At 52.6% G+C, this 17,019-nt stretch carries 14 protein-coding genes; 11 read left to right on the top strand and 3 right to left on the bottom strand.

The window, feature by feature from the left end:
* The first annotated feature begins 91 nt into the window (after nucleotides 1–91).
* The 3 genes from hflX (at nucleotide 92) to BAQU_RS05745 (ending at nucleotide 3,764) form a co-directional block, all read left to right on the top strand.
* Entirely contained in the window at nucleotides 92–1,573 is a 1,482-nt protein-coding gene (hflX, locus tag BAQU_RS05755; protein ID WP_094693516.1) for a GTPase HflX, read from the top strand.
* Between the two features lie 83 nt (nucleotides 1,574–1,656).
* The gene (locus tag BAQU_RS05750; RefSeq protein ID WP_094693514.1) at nucleotides 1,657–2,619 is read left to right on the top strand and encodes an L-lactate dehydrogenase; all 963 of its coding nucleotides are present in this window, start codon (nucleotides 1,657–1,659) and stop codon (nucleotides 2,617–2,619) included.
* A 206-nt stretch (nucleotides 2,620–2,825) separates the two neighbouring features.
* Complete coding sequence (locus BAQU_RS05745) at nucleotides 2,826–3,764, top strand: cation diffusion facilitator family transporter (protein ID WP_169713281.1); 939 nt, start codon at nucleotides 2,826–2,828, stop codon at nucleotides 3,762–3,764.
* 65 nt (nucleotides 3,765–3,829) lie between these two features.
* Here the strand turns inward: BAQU_RS05745 and lexA are convergent, their stop codons facing one another.
* Entirely contained in the window at nucleotides 3,830–4,672 is an 843-nt protein-coding gene (gene lexA / locus BAQU_RS05740; protein WP_094693511.1) for a transcriptional repressor LexA, read from the bottom strand.
* A 223-nt stretch (nucleotides 4,673–4,895) separates the two neighbouring features.
* Between lexA and BAQU_RS05735 the strand changes: the two genes are divergently transcribed.
* On the top strand, nucleotides 4,896–5,258 hold the full coding sequence (locus BAQU_RS05735) for a LysM peptidoglycan-binding domain-containing protein (protein ID WP_244568443.1): 363 nt from the start codon (nucleotides 4,896–4,898) through the stop codon (nucleotides 5,256–5,258).
* Nucleotides 5,259–5,341: 83 nt separating this feature from the next.
* Nucleotides 5,342–5,803 carry a transcriptional regulator NrdR gene (gene nrdR, locus BAQU_RS05730; RefSeq protein WP_094693509.1) on the top strand — a complete coding sequence of 154 codons (462 nt, stop codon included), beginning with the start codon at nucleotides 5,342–5,344 and terminating at the stop codon, nucleotides 5,801–5,803.
* A gap of 693 nt (nucleotides 5,804–6,496) precedes the next feature.
* Here nrdR and serA read toward each other — a convergent pair.
* A complete protein-coding gene (serA, locus tag BAQU_RS05725) occupies nucleotides 6,497–7,696 on the bottom strand; it encodes a phosphoglycerate dehydrogenase (protein WP_094693507.1) in 1,200 nt (399 codons plus the stop codon).
* Between the two features lie 10 nt (nucleotides 7,697–7,706).
* The gene (locus BAQU_RS05720) at nucleotides 7,707–9,986 is read right to left on the bottom strand and encodes a HelD family protein (RefSeq protein ID WP_094693505.1); all 2,280 of its coding nucleotides are present in this window, start codon (nucleotides 9,984–9,986) and stop codon (nucleotides 7,707–7,709) included.
* Nucleotides 9,987–10,317: 331 nt separating this feature from the next.
* Here BAQU_RS05720 and mraZ point away from each other — a divergent pair, with 331 nt between their 5' ends.
* From mraZ to BAQU_RS05690, 6 genes are all read left to right on the top strand, one after another.
* The gene (mraZ, locus tag BAQU_RS05715; protein ID WP_094694028.1) at nucleotides 10,318–10,791 is read left to right on the top strand and encodes a division/cell wall cluster transcriptional repressor MraZ; all 474 of its coding nucleotides are present in this window, start codon (nucleotides 10,318–10,320) and stop codon (nucleotides 10,789–10,791) included.
* A complete protein-coding gene (gene rsmH / locus BAQU_RS05710) occupies nucleotides 10,791–11,798 on the top strand; it encodes a 16S rRNA (cytosine(1402)-N(4))-methyltransferase RsmH (RefSeq protein WP_094693503.1) in 1,008 nt (335 codons plus the stop codon). The genes mraZ and rsmH overlap by 1 nt, the downstream gene beginning before the upstream one ends.
* Nucleotide 11,799: 1 nt before the next feature.
* Entirely contained in the window at nucleotides 11,800–12,261 is a 462-nt protein-coding gene (ftsL, locus tag BAQU_RS05705; RefSeq protein ID WP_244568442.1) for a cell division protein FtsL, read from the top strand.
* Complete coding sequence (locus BAQU_RS05700) at nucleotides 12,258–14,057, top strand: peptidoglycan D,D-transpeptidase FtsI family protein (RefSeq protein WP_094693501.1); 1,800 nt, start codon at nucleotides 12,258–12,260, stop codon at nucleotides 14,055–14,057. Before ftsL ends, BAQU_RS05700 begins: the two co-directional genes overlap by 4 nt.
* Before the next feature lie 108 nt (nucleotides 14,058–14,165).
* On the top strand, nucleotides 14,166–15,230 hold the full coding sequence (locus BAQU_RS05695) for a UDP-N-acetylmuramyl peptide synthase (protein WP_143241971.1): 1,065 nt from the start codon (nucleotides 14,166–14,168) through the stop codon (nucleotides 15,228–15,230).
* Between the two features lie 134 nt (nucleotides 15,231–15,364).
* A complete protein-coding gene (locus BAQU_RS05690) occupies nucleotides 15,365–16,930 on the top strand; it encodes a UDP-N-acetylmuramoyl-tripeptide--D-alanyl-D-alanine ligase (RefSeq protein ID WP_094694025.1) in 1,566 nt (521 codons plus the stop codon).
* The last annotated feature ends 89 nt before the right edge of the window (nucleotides 16,931–17,019 follow it).

Below are 17,019 nucleotides of genomic sequence, written 5' to 3'. Positions count from 1 at the left end.
ATCGTGAACCAGCAATTCATGTGCAGCAGAGGTGCAATTGAAGCAATTTTCTCAACAGGATCCAACACAGAAGAAGACTGTGAACGTAACTATGTCAACCGATCCAGTCATACCCGATTCGCATGTGAACGAGCGCGCCAGCGATGTGTTGGCCGGTCATTCAGAGGTACTTCATGACGGTCACGGGGCCGAGGATCTTCCCGAGGTGTGGCAGGAGCGTGAGCAGCGCAATGAATTCCGCCACGTGACGGGTATTGGCGAGCTTGAAGATGTCTCGGAGGTTGAATACCGCAAGGTTCGTCTCGAGCGTGTGGTGCTGGCTGGCGTATGGTCAAGCGCAGAAACCAGCTTTGGCAAGGCCGAGGAATCCATGAGAGAGCTCGCTGCGCTGGCTCAGACTGCCGGCGCACAGGTGCTTGATGGTGTTTTGCAGCAACGCGCCAAACCGGATTCGGCAACCTATCTCGGTTCAGGCAAGGCTTACGAACTGGCTGGACTCGTGGCAAGACTCGAGGCCGACACGATCATTGTTGACGATGATCTCCATCCTTCACAGCGTCGCGCACTCGAAGATGTAACGAAGGTCAAGGTCGTCGACAGAACGGCAGTCATTCTTGATATCTTCGCGCAACATGCGACCAGTCGAGAGGGCAAGGCACAGATTGAACTTGCCCAGCTTGAATATATGCTTCCGCGACTGCGTGGTTGGGGTGGGTCTCTCTCCAGACAGGCTGGTGGCCAGGCTGCCGGTCAGGCCGGTGGCATCGGTTCGCGTGGCCCTGGTGAAACCAAGATAGAAATGGATCGACGAGTAATTAGAACGCGAATCGCCAAGTTGCGTCGTCAGATAGCTCATATGGAGCCCGCACGCAATATCAAGCGCGGTTCACGCAGACGCTTTGACATGCCCACGGTGGCAGTCGTTGGATATACGAATGCCGGAAAGTCATCACTCACCAATCGCCTTACCGGCTCAGGCGAATTGGTCGAGAATGCTCTTTTTGCAACTTTGGACACTGCCGTACGTCGAGCCGAGACGCAGGATGGTCGTGTATATGCCTATGTGGATACCGTCGGTTTTGTAAGACGTCTGCCCACTCAGTTGGTCGAGGCATTCAAGTCGACCTTGGAGGAAGTCGGTGTCGCTGACATCATCATCCATATCGTTGATGGTTCCCATCCCGATCCTTTTGCACAGATTGATGCCGTGAACGCGGTTCTGGAAGATATCCCCGGAGCGGCTTCGATACCGCGCATCGTTGTATTCAACAAGATCGATTCGGTAAGCGATGTCGTCACGGACCGTCTTCGCCAGCTGATGCCCTCTGCGTATCTGGTATCGGCGAGAACCGGCGAAGGGTTGGCGGAGCTGAGAGAGGCCATCGAAAGTCTGCTCCCGGTTCCTGATGTTCATATCGATGCCGTCCTTCCTTATGCCAGCGGTTCTTTGGTTTCCGAAATACGTGAGCGTGGCAAGGTGCTGAATGTGGATTATCTTGATCAAGGCATTCATATTCAGGCTGATGTCGATAATAGACTTGCGGCCAGAGTGGTGGATCAGGCAGTTGCATAAACGTCAACTCTTCTCGTTAGAGTGGGACTGAAACATCACAGAGAGCCCGGCCAATCTTCGGGTCATTTTAGAGAGGTTCATATATGGCGGATTCACGTTTTAGGACAACCAAATTAGCTATTGTTGGTGCAGGAGCGGTTGGTTCGACCTTGGCGTTTGCTGCCGCGCAGAGGGGCGTTGCGCGACAAATCGTTTTGGAAGATATTAATGCCAAGCGAGTTGAGGCGGAAGTCCTTGATATGCAGCACGGTTCAAGCTTCTATCCAACAGTGTCCATTGATGGCGCAGATGATCCTGAAATATGCCGTGATGCCGATGTCATCGTCATCACTGCGGGCGCTCGTCAAAAGCCAGGCCAATCAAGGCTTGACTTGGCAGGTGCAACGATCAACATCATGAAGGCCATCATTCCGAACCTGGTGAAGGTTGCTCCACACGCCATCTTCATGCTTATCACGAACCCGGTTGATGTTGTCACTCATGTTTCCATGAAGCTCTCAGGACTTCCTGCAGGTCAGATGTTCGGTTCAGGCACCAACCTTGATTCCGCTCGTCTTCGCTTCCTCATCGCACAGCAGACCGGCGTGAACGTCAAGAACGTTCATGCATACATTGCTGGTGAGCACGGTGATTCCGAGGTTCCTCTGTGGTCTTCGGCAACCATCGGCGGCGTTCCCATGTGCGATTGGAAAGCTCTCGACGGACACGCTCCACTTGATGCACAGACTCGTGAAAGCATCCACCAAGAGGTCAAGAATGCAGCATACAAGATCATTGAGGGCAAGGGTGCGACGAACTATGCCATCGCCATGTCTGGTGTGGATATCATCGAATCCATCATGCACGATACGAACCGCATTCTTCCGGTGAGCTCCTGGCTGAAGGACTTCCACGGCATCTCCGATGTATGTATGTCTGTTCCAAGCGTTCTTAACCGTTCCGGTGTCAACACCCAGATCAACACGCCACTGAGCGATGACGAGCTCGCAGCGTTGACGCGTTCCGCTGAAACGTTGAAGGAAACAGCAAGCAAGTTCGGCTTCTGATTCCTTTCAGTGCTTTATCGCCATATGAAGGGGATGTCCCTGAGGGACATCCCCTTTTTGTATGTCTGCTTGTACGTCTGCAGGGAAGAAAGTCAATGTGCGGATGATCCGCGATGATCATTCATTGAGGTGAGTTCTTCTTGAAACACGGGTGGTGATTGATGCACATTGCCTGTATCGTGGAGGGTACCAAGGATTGGAGTGGTATGGATTCGGCAAGTGAGCAGACAATCGAGCAGCAGTCCAGAGCGCATCAACGGACGTTGACTCTGACATTGGGCTTGACATTCACTGTATTCATTGCTGAACTTGTTGGTGTTGTTCTGACTGGAAGTCTTGCACTGTTGGTGGATGTCGGTCATATGCTTACCGATGTCTCGGTACTCATAGCCTCGACCATCACGGCAGCCTTGATGAGACGGCGCCCAACCGAGAGCCGGACGTGGGGTTGGGCACGTCTGGAAGTGATCACCGCTGCTGCGGGTTCGACGATTCTTTTATTGGTCGGTATCTATGCACTCATTGAAGCGGTCCTGCGATTGACTGGCGTTGAAGAGGCGCAGGTTCGCGATACCCAACTGATGCTGCTCTTCGGCTTGATTGGCCTTTTGGCTAACGTGGGCTCGTTGGTCATTCTTCGATCTTCTCATAACGACAATCTGAACATGCGCACTGCATTCCTTGAAGTCATGAATGACGCGCTTGGCTCTGTGGGTGTCATTGCTGCAGCTCTCGTGGTTCTGTACACGGGTTGGGCAGATGCCGACGCTCTTGCCGGTGGAGTGATAGCACTGTTGATGATTCCGCGGGCACTTCGATTGATTTCAAAAAGTCTGAAGGTCCTGCTTGAAGAGACTCCGCATGGACTGGATTTGAAGGCTGTGCGCAATCATTTGGATCGTGTCCCTGGAGTCGTTGCTGTTCATGATCTGCATGCCAGCACCGTGGCGACGGGTATGACACAGTTAAGCGCACATATTGTTGTGAATAGCAATCTTTCTGATACTCAGCGTGCTGAAATTCTTCGCAGCATGCAGGTATGTCTCCGCACGCATTTTCCGGTCAGCATTGATCACACCACCTTCCAGATTGAGCCGGAAGGATACGAGCAGCGCTATGAAAGTACCTTGCATATTCACGCATAAGTATCGCAGAGGTACCGCATAGATACCACACAGGTATCACAGGCACTTAACGGATGATCGAGATCCTAGATCTTTCGCAGCACGGTAACGACGATGCCCATGATTGTGGCATGGGTGCCATCAATCGGGGAGTATGCGGGATTGTGGGGCATTAGCCATACATGACCGTGATCTTGACGGAAGGTCTTGACAGTGGCTTCGTCATCAAGGAGTGCGGCGACGATTTCCCCGCTCTGGGCTGTGTTCTGTTCACGAACGACTACAAAATCGCCGTCACATATGGCGGCATCGATCATTGAATCACCATGTACCTCAAGCATGAAGAGATTGCCGGATCCTGTAAGTCGCTGGGGAAGTCGCATCACGTCATCGACATGTTGCTCCGCAGTGATTGGAGCACCTGCGGCGATGCGGCCAACCAAGGGCACATCTTGTGATTCGGCAATCGATGGATTTTCGGATTCCATTGAAGGAAATGGCAGAATTGTAGCAATGTGCTGCGGATTAGGCGTGGGTTGCACGGTGGAGCTGGGTTGCACGGTGGAGTGGGATTGTGCCGATTGAAGCCGCTGCTCGAAATCACTGGCAGCATCTTTCTTTTCATGCTTCGCTGCGGAAGCTGAATTGTCAATAACCAGGGTGTTCAAGTCTTCTATGAGTTCGATGGCACGACCCTTGTTGGCACTGATGCGGATATAACCCTTTTCTTCGAGAGTGCTGAGCTGGTGCTTGACCGATGAAGTGCTTTTAAGACCGGCAGCATCGCCGATTTCACGGAATGACGGTGCATAACCATGTTCACTGACATGTTTGCGAATGGCCTGAAGCACCAATTGCTGACGTCGAGAAAGAGAGTTCGCACCCTTGGCATGTGCGATGGCATCATCGTTTTGGTTTGTCGCAGACATATGCCCGGCGACGGCGCTATGCCTGGACACCGCTTCGTTGCTCTGGGGGCGGAACGGGATGGTGCTCACGAGGGGCTCCTTTCAATCGACAATCAAGAGTCTACCGTGTCAATTCTGTGAAATCAAACATATGTTCGAAATTGGGGTTGGAAAAATCGTGCTTGTATGCCACAATGAGAACATACGTTCGATAGAACAAATGTTCGAAGGAGTCAATATGTCGATGACGATGCAAGTAGGAGAATTTCTGCCATCATCTGATGGCGCTAGTGTCCGTAGGGCTGTGCGTGGCAGCCGTACGCGGATGAGGCTCACTCTTCGTGGAAAGATCGTTACCGGACTGCTTGCTGCAGCAATGTGCTTTGCCGGTGTGACCATTGGTGCCACACAGGCAGAATCGTCCATACCGCCACAGCAGGTGACGAGCTACACCGTTCGTCCCGGTGAGACCATGTGGTCGTATGCGTCGAATATCACGCCATCGGGTGGTAACGTCAACGAGACCATAGATAAGCTTGTAAAGATGAACAACCTGCATTCCACCTCGTTACAGGTCGGACAGCGCCTTATTGTTCCTCAGGAATAAGATTTCGTTGATTTCACGGGATTTTCACCATTGCATTCATTCCTGGCGATGAAGATTGAGAACAGTGGGCTACTGTGGTACCTATGCATTGTCCTTTTTGCCAGAATTCTGAAACGAAAGTCGTGGATACACGTATTAGCGACGATGGGTTTGCCATCCGCAGACGTCGCGAATGCCCAAAATGCGGCAGACGTTTTACCACGGTCGAGACAGCAAGCCTCATGGTTTTGAAACGTTCGGGGAACGCAGAGGCATTCAATAGGGATAAGGTAATTTCCGGCGTGCGAAAGGCGTGTCAGGGGAGACCCATTAACGAAGATGATCTTAAGGCTCTCGGACAAAAAGTTGAGGAGGACTTACGCTCGCTTGGTGCTGCACAGGTTGATTCCGATGAGGTCGGCAGGGCCATCTTGAAGCCTTTGCGTAAGCTTGATGAAGTCGCATACTTACGGTTCGCCAGCGTCTATCAGAATTTCAATGGACTGACAGATTTTGAGCACGCCATAGAAGAACTCAGAAGCGAAGATAACGCCGAACAGGACTGATTGGGACCACAATGGTACCGGTGATTCCGAACTGCAATGGTCATTTCAAACGGCACAGATAATTTCGAACGGTACAGATAATTCCACACGGCACTACGCGCCTGCATCGCGCTGCTCACTTCCGGTTGGCGTGTGCATACATTCATTGTGAACTTCACGAAGTATAGATGACTTGAATCAATGGAAATTTGACCATTTTGAAACTGATATCACCCTTTCCAGTGCTTTTTATACTTGGCGAAGTTCACAATGAACGCTGCGGTAGGTTCATTGGCGGTCTACCGACGGTACCGGTGGCAGGAGGACGGTCTTCATGAGCGTGGACTGGCTTCGCTTCTCATCTAAGGCAACATATAGCCCATTCACGACAGGCATGTGAGCCCCATCCGACCAATAAACCGTCCAACCGGTATCCATCGGCAACAGCGTGTTATTCGCCTGAGCAAGTACAAGGTATTGACCGGTATTCTACGAAACAATGCAACTGCCTGACGCACGAAGGTATACGACACGTATCAAACACGACACTGACACGATCCACCAACATGCAGAACCGGTCAGCATCCAATCATCGGGACAGATGGACGATGAGCTGTCTGTCCCTAAATGCCAGCAATCCCCGCATTCCAAGGAACGCGGGGATTGCATGCGCATGTCGTCGCACTGGACGCTCCTGCATGTAGAGTATGTAGGCTATTTCAGGGTTCTCATGCGAATTCTCCCGTAAAGATCCTGCAATGCCTGGAAAGCATCGTTGCTGGGCATACTGGAAACATCAGTGACCACATATCCCAATTCGCCTTCAGTTGCCAGCGACTGTGCATTGACATTGATGTTTTCTTCACCAAGGATTCGATTAACCTGAGCAAGGACTCCAGGCAGATTCTTGTGAAGGTGTGCAATGCGTGTAACGCCAGAAACTGCACCCAGCGTGAGTTCTGGCAAATTAACGGAGAGAGTGGTGGATCCCTTCTCCCAATAATCCAAGAGCCTTTGGGAAACGAAATGACCTATCGATTCCTGCGCTTCGAGAGTCGAACCGCCAATATGCGGCGTCAGGATGACATTGTCTTCCTTATTCAATGAGGAATCGAACGCATCGCCACTTTTGCGGGGTTCCTTGGGAAATACATCGATGGCAGCGCCTGAAAGATGACCGGATTCAAGATGGCGCTTCAATGCATCCAAATCCGCAACGAATCCTCTGGAAATGTTGATGAATATTGAGCCCTGCTTCATGTGTGAGAATTGATCTTCACCGAAGAAACCGGTATTGGACTTTCGTCCGTCAACATGCAGCGTCACTGCATCGGACTGAAGCAGGAGCTCTTCCAGGCTCCCAGCTCTATGTGCATTGCCAAGGGCGAGCTTCTCTTCGATGTCGTAGAAGACGACACGCATGCCCAATGCCTCGGCGAGAACTGAAAGCTGTGCGCCAATATTGCCGTAGCCGATGATTCCCAAAGTCTTGCCGCGTACCTCGTGCGAGCCTGAGGCAGACTTATCCCATACGCCATCGCGCATGCGGTGCGAATGTGCAGGGATTCTCCTCATCAGACTGATGATGTCACTGATGACCAGCTCAACAACGGATCGTGTGTTTGAATATGGTGCATTGAACACACCGATGCCATGCGATCCTGCATAGTCCAAATCGACCTGGTTCGTTCCGATGCAGAAGCAGCCTATGGCAGTCAGACCGGGTCTGGCATCGAGAACGCGTCTCGTAACATTGGTCTTGGAACGAATTCCAAGAACATCCACATCGTCAAGAGCCTCGATCAGGTCATCTTCGTCGAGTGCCCCTGGCTGCGTATTGACTTCGAATCCGTGATTACGCAATGATTCGGCCGCAAAGGGATGAATATTTTCAAGTAGCAAAGCTTTAGGCATATTTCATACCTTATAGTGGGAGGTCGTCAGTATCTTGCCGTGTTCGAATAATGACAAGTTTTTGGGTCGGTCGCGTCATCGAGACATAGAGATCGGAAGCCGCAACGATGCGAGAGGGGGCATTGTTCTCCATCAGACCGGGCTCAACGAGAATCACCGCATCGAATTCCAGCCCTTTGACCTCTTCAGTTCTATAGACGCCAATCTGCCTGTCCCACGAATGTTGCGATTGAAGGCGGAAGCGGTCATCGGCATTCAAACGCGTATTGATGTAGGTATCAAGGTTGCGCGAGATATCTGGTATCATGCTCGCCTCTGCGATGATCGCTATGCGACCACTGCCGTCGGACGAGACAAACTGCGGACGCAGCACATCCAATTCCTGGAAAATGCGCGAACTTAAGTCTGACGATGCCTCAACGGTGATGTTCTGCACGGAATCGGGAATCGCTCGAACTGCATTCACGGTTGAAATGTAAAGCCCCTCCTCTTTGGCAAAGCGTGAAGAGAGATCTGAAACCTCTTTTGGGTTTCGATAGTTGATGCTGAGCTCGTTGAGCGTCCAATTATGTTCACCGAAGAGAGGAGTCATCGTCTTCTGCCAGGATCTGGAACCGCCTAGGGCAGATGTCTGGGCAACATCGCCAACAATCGTGAAAGAACGTGATGGGCATCTGCGAATGAGCATGCGCCAGTCCATTGCGGTCAGTTCCTGAGCCTCGTCAACAACGATATGGCCATAGGTCCATTCTCGATCGGAGGCTGCACGTTGAGACATGGTTTCGTCATCGTCGGCCGTCATCTGGTCGACCAGCATCTGGGAGGTGACAATGCCATTGCCAATGCCCGCCTGTCCAAGTGTTTCTGAGGCAATCTGCTCATCGTGAGCACGTCGTGAAGCCTGAGCAGAGACATTTCTTATGCTCTTGGGGTCTGGACCGAGCACATCCATCGCCTCGTCCAACAGAGGAATGTCAGATATGGTGAACGGCGATCCTTTTGGACGGCTGAGCATGTGTATCTGCTCATTACTGAGCCAAGGTGCAAAGTGTCTCAAATGTTCAGGTTTTGCCCACATATCCGACAAAAGCCAGGCGGCGTTCATGGGAAGCCATGCAAGATTCAAGGTCTTGCGTACGTCATCGTTCAAACGGAACACCGATGTGGCATGCGAGAGTTCGGACTGTTCTGGAGTGTAGTCGAGCTGCTCGGCATACCTGTTGGTGAGAGCGTGCATCATCGAACGCACGAAAGTCTTTCGCGCCTTGTTGTGCGGCTGATGTGTGCGAAGTGCATCGCCCTGCGCCTGTTCGATGTCTGTGCTGAGGATGGGAACGATCAAGCCATTCACATGAATGCCTGGCAGCGCAGGGGGAATTCTGACACGTGCGGCCACAGCATTGGCGATCGCATGCCTCATGCGAATGTCGCCTTTCAATGCAGCCACGCGGGGCGATTCCTGTGCAGTAGCCACGACTCCAGGAATCAGATCGCCAATGGTTCGGCTAATAACGCCCGTTTCCCCCAGAGAAGGCAGAACTTGGTCAATATAATGCAGAAATGCTGAGCTGGGACCAATGATCAGCACACCTGAACGCTCAAGTGTGCGGCGATGGGTATAAAGCAGGTATGCAGCACGATGCAGGGCGACTGCGGTCTTGCCTGTACCGGGACCGCCCTGTACTACCACTGCATGCGCCATGTCGGATCGAATGATTCGATCCTGTTCAGCCTGGATGGTGGCAACGATGTCGGTCATTTTCCCGGTGCGGCGTGAACTCAGGGAAGCCAGCAACGCACCCTCGCCGGTAAGAGTACCCGATTGTGATGCCTGACTGACGGTGGGAGAGTTCATGTCGAGAATTTCATCCTCAATGGCCACGACATCACGAAAGCTCAGCGTGATATGTCGACGCATCACGATGTCGCCATGATGTGAAGGAGTGGCCTCATAGAACGGCCGAGCTGCATCGGCTCGCCAATCAGTAAGAATTGGTTCATGATCTTCGCTTGATAATCCAATTCTTCCCACGTAACGATGTTCGCCCTGTCTGCTATCCAGTCTGCCAAACACGAGCCTGTCCTCCACTGCCCGCAGTTGGGTCAGGCGATCCTCGTACAGGGTCGCGAATGAATCACGTTCGGTACGTTGTGTCGGTGAACCATGCGACCCCGCAGCGCGCACGGCATCGAGTCGTGAACGTATCTGGGCGCGTAATGAATCCAAGCGTGCATAAGCACGATCGGTTGCTCGTTGTTCATCCTGCAATTGGGAAGAGTATTGCGACATTCGTATCCATTCCTCCTACAAAAACTGGGCAATCCAATATACCTCAGAGCCTTGTCATTGATATGACATGCGTCAGGATCCCAGAAATTGTGAGTTTCCCAACAGAACAAGCAAGTGAACGTATATTTTGTTTATAAGTGGGGAAAAGTGGAGTGTTATGGGGTAAAGTGGGGAAACAGTGACGAGTTGTGAGTGATCCTGGGGATGGAGGTGCGACATGACGAACGACTTCGTTCGCAATGAGCAGCCCGATTCCAATCAGGAAAAAGGGACACTACAGCCAGAGCAAAGCCAGAATGTTCACCGTGCTCAGCCGTCCTCACCTTCTCCAATGTCTGCCGATCACGACAATGGCTTCGAAATGCCCGCACTGTTGCTGGGAACCTATACGCCAAAAATCGATGACAAGGGTCGCATGGCGCTCCCTGCCAAGCTTCGTTCGCAATTCGGCGATGGCCTGGTCATGGCGCGAGGTCAGGAACGCTGCGTCTATCTGTTGCCACAAAGCGAATTCAGACGCGTTGCCATACAGATTCAACGTACATCGATGGGCAACAAGGCTGCTCGTGACTATCTTCGTGTATTTCTTTCCGGCGCCGTTGACGAGGTGCCTGACCGGCAAGGTCGCGTGCTGGTTCCACAGATGCTGCGCTCGTATGCACACTTGAACACCGAAGTGGTCGTCATCGGAGTAGGCACTCGCGCTGAGCTCTGGGATAGTGCTTCGTGGCAAAGCTATCTCGAAAGCAAGGAACAGGGATACTCCGACATAGCCGACGATGTGCTTCCGGAGGTGGATTTCTGATGACAGACTTGAATGCCATACATCAACCGGTGTTGCTGGATGAGTGCGTCGGCCTTGTTGCTCCTGCACTTGCACATGGGGATGCCATAGTCGTGGACTGCACGCTTGGACTGGCTGGGCATGCGATAGCATTCCTGAAATCCTCTCCCGGCGCGCATCTCATCGGTATTGACCGTGACGAGGAAGCGCTGGAACTGGCCACGCAGCGGATGGATCAGGAGGGGCTTTCGAGCAGATTCATTCCCGTTCATGCTGCCTTCGATGATTTCGACGAGGTGCTCGAAAGTCAGGGCATAGAGCACGTAGACGCAGCATTCATGGATTTGGGATTGTCGAGTCTGCAGATTGATGAGACCTCTCGAGGATTTTCATATGCGCATGATGCGCCACTCGATATGCGCATGGATACAACTCAGACCCTTACGGCAGCAGAGGTTCTTGCAAGTTACTCGCTGCAGCGGCTGACATCGATATTCAGGGAATACGGTGAAGAGCGATTCAGCAGGCCTATTGCGAGAGCGATTGTTGAAAGCCGCGAATCACATCCGTTGCAGACCTCGAAGGATTTGAACGAACTGGTGGATGCCACGGTTCCCAAATCGCATCGGCCCGCAGGAAATCCCGCGAAGCGTGTCTTTCAGGCATTGCGCATCGAGGTCAACGGAGAACTGGAGAAATTGTCACAGACCTTGCCTCAGATCGCAACGCATCTGAACATGCACGGTCGAATTGTCGTCGAGTCTTATCACTCACTCGAAGACCGCACCGTAAAACGTTTCATGACTGCCGGCACACGAGTGAACGTACCCCGTGGGCTGCCAATCATTCCTGAGGAGGCACAGCCATATTTCAAGGATCTGACGCACGGTGCAATCAAAGCCGACGACATGCAGATTGAAGAGAATCCACGATCGGCGTCGGTGAGATTGAGGGCTGTCGAACTGATACGCCACATTCCCGAGAATGCATTGAAAGAATACGAGGAGCACGGAAAGGAAAGGGGATAAGATGCCTGCAGCAGCACGACGCATACAGTCCGGGGCGAGACGCGAGAAGCGACGTCCGGACTCACAGCAACACGAGACGAGACCTGAACTGCAACTGCTGACGAATCGCAGGACCAATCAGCATACCCTTTCCGAAAGGGCGCAGCAGCTCATTCATTGGACGCGAACCCGTAGAACCCCGATGTTCCACTTCATGATTGCGTTCTCGGTACTTGGTGCAAGTCTTATAGGTTCATTGATGCTCAGAACGCAGATGATGGAGAACTCCTTCGAGGCGACGCGTGAGCAGCAGTCGATCAGTCGTCTGACCCAAGACATTGAGGATGACCGGAGCACACTCGACAGTCTGCAGGCATCGTTGCCTGACAAAGCCCAGAAAATGGGCATGGTACCCCAGCAGAGTTCGATTTCGATCGATTTGCAAGGCTATAAGGCCACTCAGAGTTCGGGAGACAAACAATGAACGTACCCCTTATCGTCTGGTGGAAGAACGCCACACAGTTCATGAAACGTACGGTATGCGTGGCGGCTGTAATCGCGATGATCGCATCCGGGGCAGTGATCAAACTGACATATGTCCAGCTCATTGCCGGAAAGACCACCGCTGAGGCAGCCACAGCAAGCAGAACGGTGAGCACAACAATCAGCGCTCAGCGTGGCAACATCACCGATTCGAACGGTATCGTCCTGGCACAGAGCGTCGAACGATACACGATTATTGGTGATCCCAAGGCGGCATCCACCTTCGAGCCAACAACATGTACCAAGGCAACGGAGGGCAACTGCCAAAGCATTGATGGAAAGCCTGTCGGGACGACCGGGCCTGCGGCAGTTGCAAAACTGCTCGCTCCCGTGCTTGGCATGAACACGATGGAACTCGGCGCGATGCTGACCGGTACCAACCAATATGTGGTCATCAAGAGGGATGTTGTCCCTACGGTGAAGCGCGCCATCGATGCATTGAATCTGAGCGGAGTCATCACGGCTCAGCTCACCACCGACCGCGTATATCCCAACGGTACGCTCATGGGTTCACTGCTCGGTGGTGTTGATGATTCAGGTACTGGCGTGGCCGGCATTGAACAGATGGAGAACAAGCTGCTCACCGGGACCGATGGATACACGAAATATCAGCGCGGCAATGACGGCCAACAGATTCCGGGTACGCAGACGGAATCAGTTGCGGCGGTCAATGGCGATAACGTTCAGCTCACCATTGACAGGGATGTGCAATGGTACGTGGAACAGGCGCTGGAACAGGGAAAGGCGAAGTATAAGGCCGACTGGGCAGTTGCTTCGGTTCAGGAAGTCTCCACGGGAAAGATTCTCGCGCTTGCTGATACCTCCACTGAGGAAGCGGGAAGTTCCGATGCCAAGCTCAATCCATCGCACGCGGTAACTGAAACCTTTGAACCCGGTTCTGTGGGCAAGCTGGTTACGCTCTCTGGGCTGCTGCAAGAGAAGCAGCAGACAATGAACAACAAATTCAGCGTTCCATACAGCATTGATGTGAATGGGCAGACGTACCACGATTCTGAGTCGCATCCAACCGAAAAGTGGACTCTCGCTGGCATTCTGCAGAATTCCTCCAATGTTGGCGTAATCATGGCATCCTCCAACTACTCGCTGGCTCAGCGGTACTCCTATCTGACCAAATTTGGTATCGGCCAGTCTTCCGGAATGGGGCTCCCCGGTGAATCCGATGGATTGCTCTCGAAGGATACCAGCTGGGATAAGCGCACGCAGAATACGGTGCTCTTTGGTCAGGGGTATGCGACCAACGTGCTTCAGGTGAGCAATGTGGCCGCGACGATTGCCAATAAAGGTGTCAAGAATCAGCAGTCGATCATTGCCAATGTCAAGGACGAGAATGGTAAGGAGCTCTCGGTACAGACGCCAGAGTCAACGCGGGTGATTGACCCTTCCGTTGCTTCACAGATGATGAATGCCATGGAATCCGTTGCCGAAGGCTATAAAAGTGTCGCTGGGGTTTCCGGCTATCGCGTTGCGGCGAAGACAGGCACCGCAGAGGTGGCGGGAGCCAATGGTGCGTTGACGGGGATTGTGGCAGATTGGGTTGGCGTATTGCCTGCTGACAATCCCAAGTATGTCGTGACTGTAGTCTTGAAGAATCCTGAAGGAACGTATGGTGGCTTGACCGCCGGCCCGATTTTTGCCAATATTGGTGAATTCCTTATGCAGAAATATGAAGTTCCTACATCTTCGCCACGTACAGGTGCTATTCCAGTGACTTGGTGACTGCGTGCATGGCCGATTCAATTGGTGACGAATTCACCATTACGCTCGGCAAGTGCACTCGTTATCTGTGAGAAGAGAGGCTGGATAGTGAGTTCATTAGGTGAAACCATGTCACAGAGAATGACTCTGGGCTACCTTGGCAATCATTATGGCCTTGTGGTGCAACCCAAATTCTGCGAACCAGTGACGATAACCTCATTGGCAGACGATGCCCGGTCAGTACGACCAGGAGCACTTTTTGTGCCATCTCAAAATCGAGTCTCTGCGGCTGAAATTGTCGAGGCGCAGACTCGTGGAGCCTATGCCATGGTCTTGCCTCAGGCTCAGGAAACCGTTGCCAACAACATTCAGATTCCGCTATTGCTGGGCACTTTGGATGCCGAGCAGATTGGGCAGCTCGCTTCGGATGTTGCCGGTGAACCATCCGAAGCGTTGGCAATCTTTGCAATAGCGGATTCCGACGGTGCCAAGTATGTCAATAAACTGGCGGAATTCCTTCATATTCTTGGCAATCCTGTGGGGGTTGTGAGTTCGGAAGGTTCCTATTCCCTTGACCGTCCGTTGGAATTGAACTATCCCATCAGCATGTTCGACATGGAACGGTTGATGTCGGTATGTCTGGAAGATGGTGCCGCTGCCCTAGTGATAGCAGTCAATCCGCAGACCTTGAAGCCTCATGCGTTACAGGCGGTACAGGTTGATGTCGTGAGCCTCGCCTCTTCGAGTTCCGCCTTGGCACAGATCTCTGCCCAGGCGAGAGAGGCAGCCGACGAGGCAGCCAGGAAGGCCGACAAACAGGCCAATATCAAGGTAGTTTCAGAGGCTGATGTTACACAGACCGTTGCCATTGCATCTGACGAAATGAAAATCAACAAGGACGAGCAGCCGGACAAGAGGCGCGACTCATCATTCGGCATCAGCAGAAACCAGACACGTCAGGCAGAGCAGCGACGGTTGGAGCAAATCTGCACAACCTATGGGCTGCGCATCGCTAAGAATACCAAGGTCGCTGCACGGACCGATGAGTCCGATTCACTCTCAATGCAGGCGGGCATCAGCGAAGATGGGGATTCGCAGAAGCAGCTGTCATTGAGCATTTCGATGGCCATGGCAGCAGGTGTCCGAAGAAACAATATTAAAAGCGCACTACGCGTTTCCAAAGAGCTATCTTGAGGAGAACATTGAACAAGCGGGGTTACGAAGTGGAAGATGACGCCAAGGATTTCCGGCAACAGCTGGCATCGGACGAGGGCCTGCTTTCTGGAGAAGGGGCGTTTGACAAGTCATCCGGGGATCTGGAGCCTGAGATGATGACCATGAGCATTGACGAAATCGCACATTCCGTCTCGGGTATCGTGGACTTCGATAATGGCCACAAGGTCAGCAGCGTAACGACCGATTCGAGAACAGCGGGCCAAGGTTCATTGTTCGTTGCCATTCCTGGGACTCGAGTCGATGGGCATGACTTCGTGTCCGTGGCTGCTCGTCAAGGTGCGGTCGCAGCTTTGGTTGAGCATAAGGTTGCTGACACTGACATAACACAGATTGTCGTTGACGATACGGTCAGGGCACTTGGAATGCTGGCACGCCATAACATTGATCGACGCCGTGAATTGCCGGATCCCTTTACCATCATCGGTATAACCGGCTCTGTGGGGAAGACCACCACCAAGGATCTGCTCTTCTCGCTGCTCTCTCGTCTGGGAAATACCATTTCGCCCGTTGGATCATTTAACAATGAGATTGGGCTGCCTCTGACTGCGTTGAAGGTGCACGCATCCACTCGATTCTTCACTGCTGAAATGGGAGCCTCTCATATTGGCGACATCGATTATCTGACGAAAATCGCTCCACCTGACATATCGATTGCGCTGATCGTCGGAATCGCGCACCTTGGTGAATTTGGTTCGGTAGACAATATTGCGATAGCCAAGAGTGAGATCATCCAGAACCTGCTTCCTGGAGGTATTTCGGTGCTCAATGCCGACGATCCACGGGTTAGCGCCATGAGAAGATATGCTCCTGGAAAGATTCTATGGTTCGGAGAGAACGGGAGCCAGCTTCCTGCCGGTTCGCATTTGAACATGTATGCCACCGGTATTCACACCGATGATCTCGACCATCCGAGATTCCTTATGCATGCACATGATGAACTTCCAACCGCGAACGATGCCAACTCGGTAAAAGAAGATACCCATCAGGTGACGCTCGGCATTCGTGGGACGCATAATGTGATGAATGCCCTGGCTGCGTCTGCGGTTGCCCATGAACTTGGACTGTCTTTGCCCGACATTGCAGACGTGCTCGGCAAACAGGAACGAATCAGCCCACATCGTATGGCAGTGTCGAAGGTTGCAGGCAAGGAATCGTCCTTCACCCTCATCGATGACTCATTCAATGCAAACCCCAATTCAGTTGCTGCAGGTGTGCAGGGCCTGGCTGATTGGGGAGCGAATCAGCGGACTCCTCCATATCGTGTGGCCGTTCTTGGGGCAATGCTCGAGCTTGGTGCTGATGAAAAGCGGCTGCATGCTGATATCGGTGCTCTCTGCGCGCGGCAACATATCGATCAGTTGATCGCCGTTGGCGGCAATGAGCAGCTCAATGCTCTTGCGCATGACATCGTTGACGGCGCCGAGGCCGCCGCAGCAGCAGAGCATGGGGATGATATGACCACACCAGCGGATAACACCGATGGGAATAAGGCGATGATCAGTTCATGTGCGAGCAACATTGACGAGGCCGATGCAATGGTTGCACAGATATCTGCCGAACACCCGCATACCGTCGTCCTGCTCAAAGGCTCTCATGCTTCGGGGCTGAGTACTCTTGCAGATCGTTGGAATGCAACACCCAAGGCGCAGCAATCATGAACAATCCCTGCAGCATCATGCATGGGCTGCGCTTAGGAATAACCCTTCCGAGTATACGAAGGTATCGGGGGTCATCGTACGATGGAATA

It is taken from the genome of Bifidobacterium aquikefiri, from assembly GCF_002259795.1.
Taxonomy (GTDB): Bacteria; Actinomycetota; Actinomycetes; order Actinomycetales; family Bifidobacteriaceae; genus Bombiscardovia; species Bombiscardovia aquikefiri.
This window is presented reverse-complemented; position numbering and strand designations above follow the sequence as displayed.

Coding starts and splice junctions, on each gene's coding strand:
- hflX (WP_094693516.1), top strand. CDS start 92: ATGTCAACCGATCCAGTCATACCCGATTCGCATGTGAACGAGCGCGCC.
- BAQU_RS05750 (WP_094693514.1), top strand. CDS start 1,657: ATGGCGGATTCACGTTTTAGGACAACCAAATTAGCTATTGTTGGTGCA.
- BAQU_RS05745 (WP_169713281.1), top strand. CDS start 2,826: ATGGATTCGGCAAGTGAGCAGACAATCGAGCAGCAGTCCAGAGCGCAT.
- lexA (WP_094693511.1), bottom strand. CDS start 4,672: ATGTCTGCGACAAACCAAAACGATGATGCCATCGCACATGCCAAGGGT.
- BAQU_RS05735 (WP_244568443.1), top strand. CDS start 4,896: ATGACGATGCAAGTAGGAGAATTTCTGCCATCATCTGATGGCGCTAGT.
- nrdR (WP_094693509.1), top strand. CDS start 5,342: ATGCATTGTCCTTTTTGCCAGAATTCTGAAACGAAAGTCGTGGATACA.
- serA (WP_094693507.1), bottom strand. CDS start 7,696: ATGCCTAAAGCTTTGCTACTTGAAAATATTCATCCCTTTGCGGCCGAA.
- BAQU_RS05720 (WP_094693505.1), bottom strand. CDS start 9,986: ATGTCGCAATACTCTTCCCAATTGCAGGATGAACAACGAGCAACCGAT.
- mraZ (WP_094694028.1), top strand. CDS start 10,318: ATGTCTGCCGATCACGACAATGGCTTCGAAATGCCCGCACTGTTGCTG.
- rsmH (WP_094693503.1), top strand. CDS start 10,791: ATGACAGACTTGAATGCCATACATCAACCGGTGTTGCTGGATGAGTGC.
- ftsL (WP_244568442.1), top strand. CDS start 11,800: ATGCCTGCAGCAGCACGACGCATACAGTCCGGGGCGAGACGCGAGAAG.
- BAQU_RS05700 (WP_094693501.1), top strand. CDS start 12,258: ATGAACGTACCCCTTATCGTCTGGTGGAAGAACGCCACACAGTTCATG.
- BAQU_RS05695 (WP_143241971.1), top strand. CDS start 14,166: ATGTCACAGAGAATGACTCTGGGCTACCTTGGCAATCATTATGGCCTT.
- BAQU_RS05690 (WP_094694025.1), top strand. CDS start 15,365: ATGATGACCATGAGCATTGACGAAATCGCACATTCCGTCTCGGGTATC.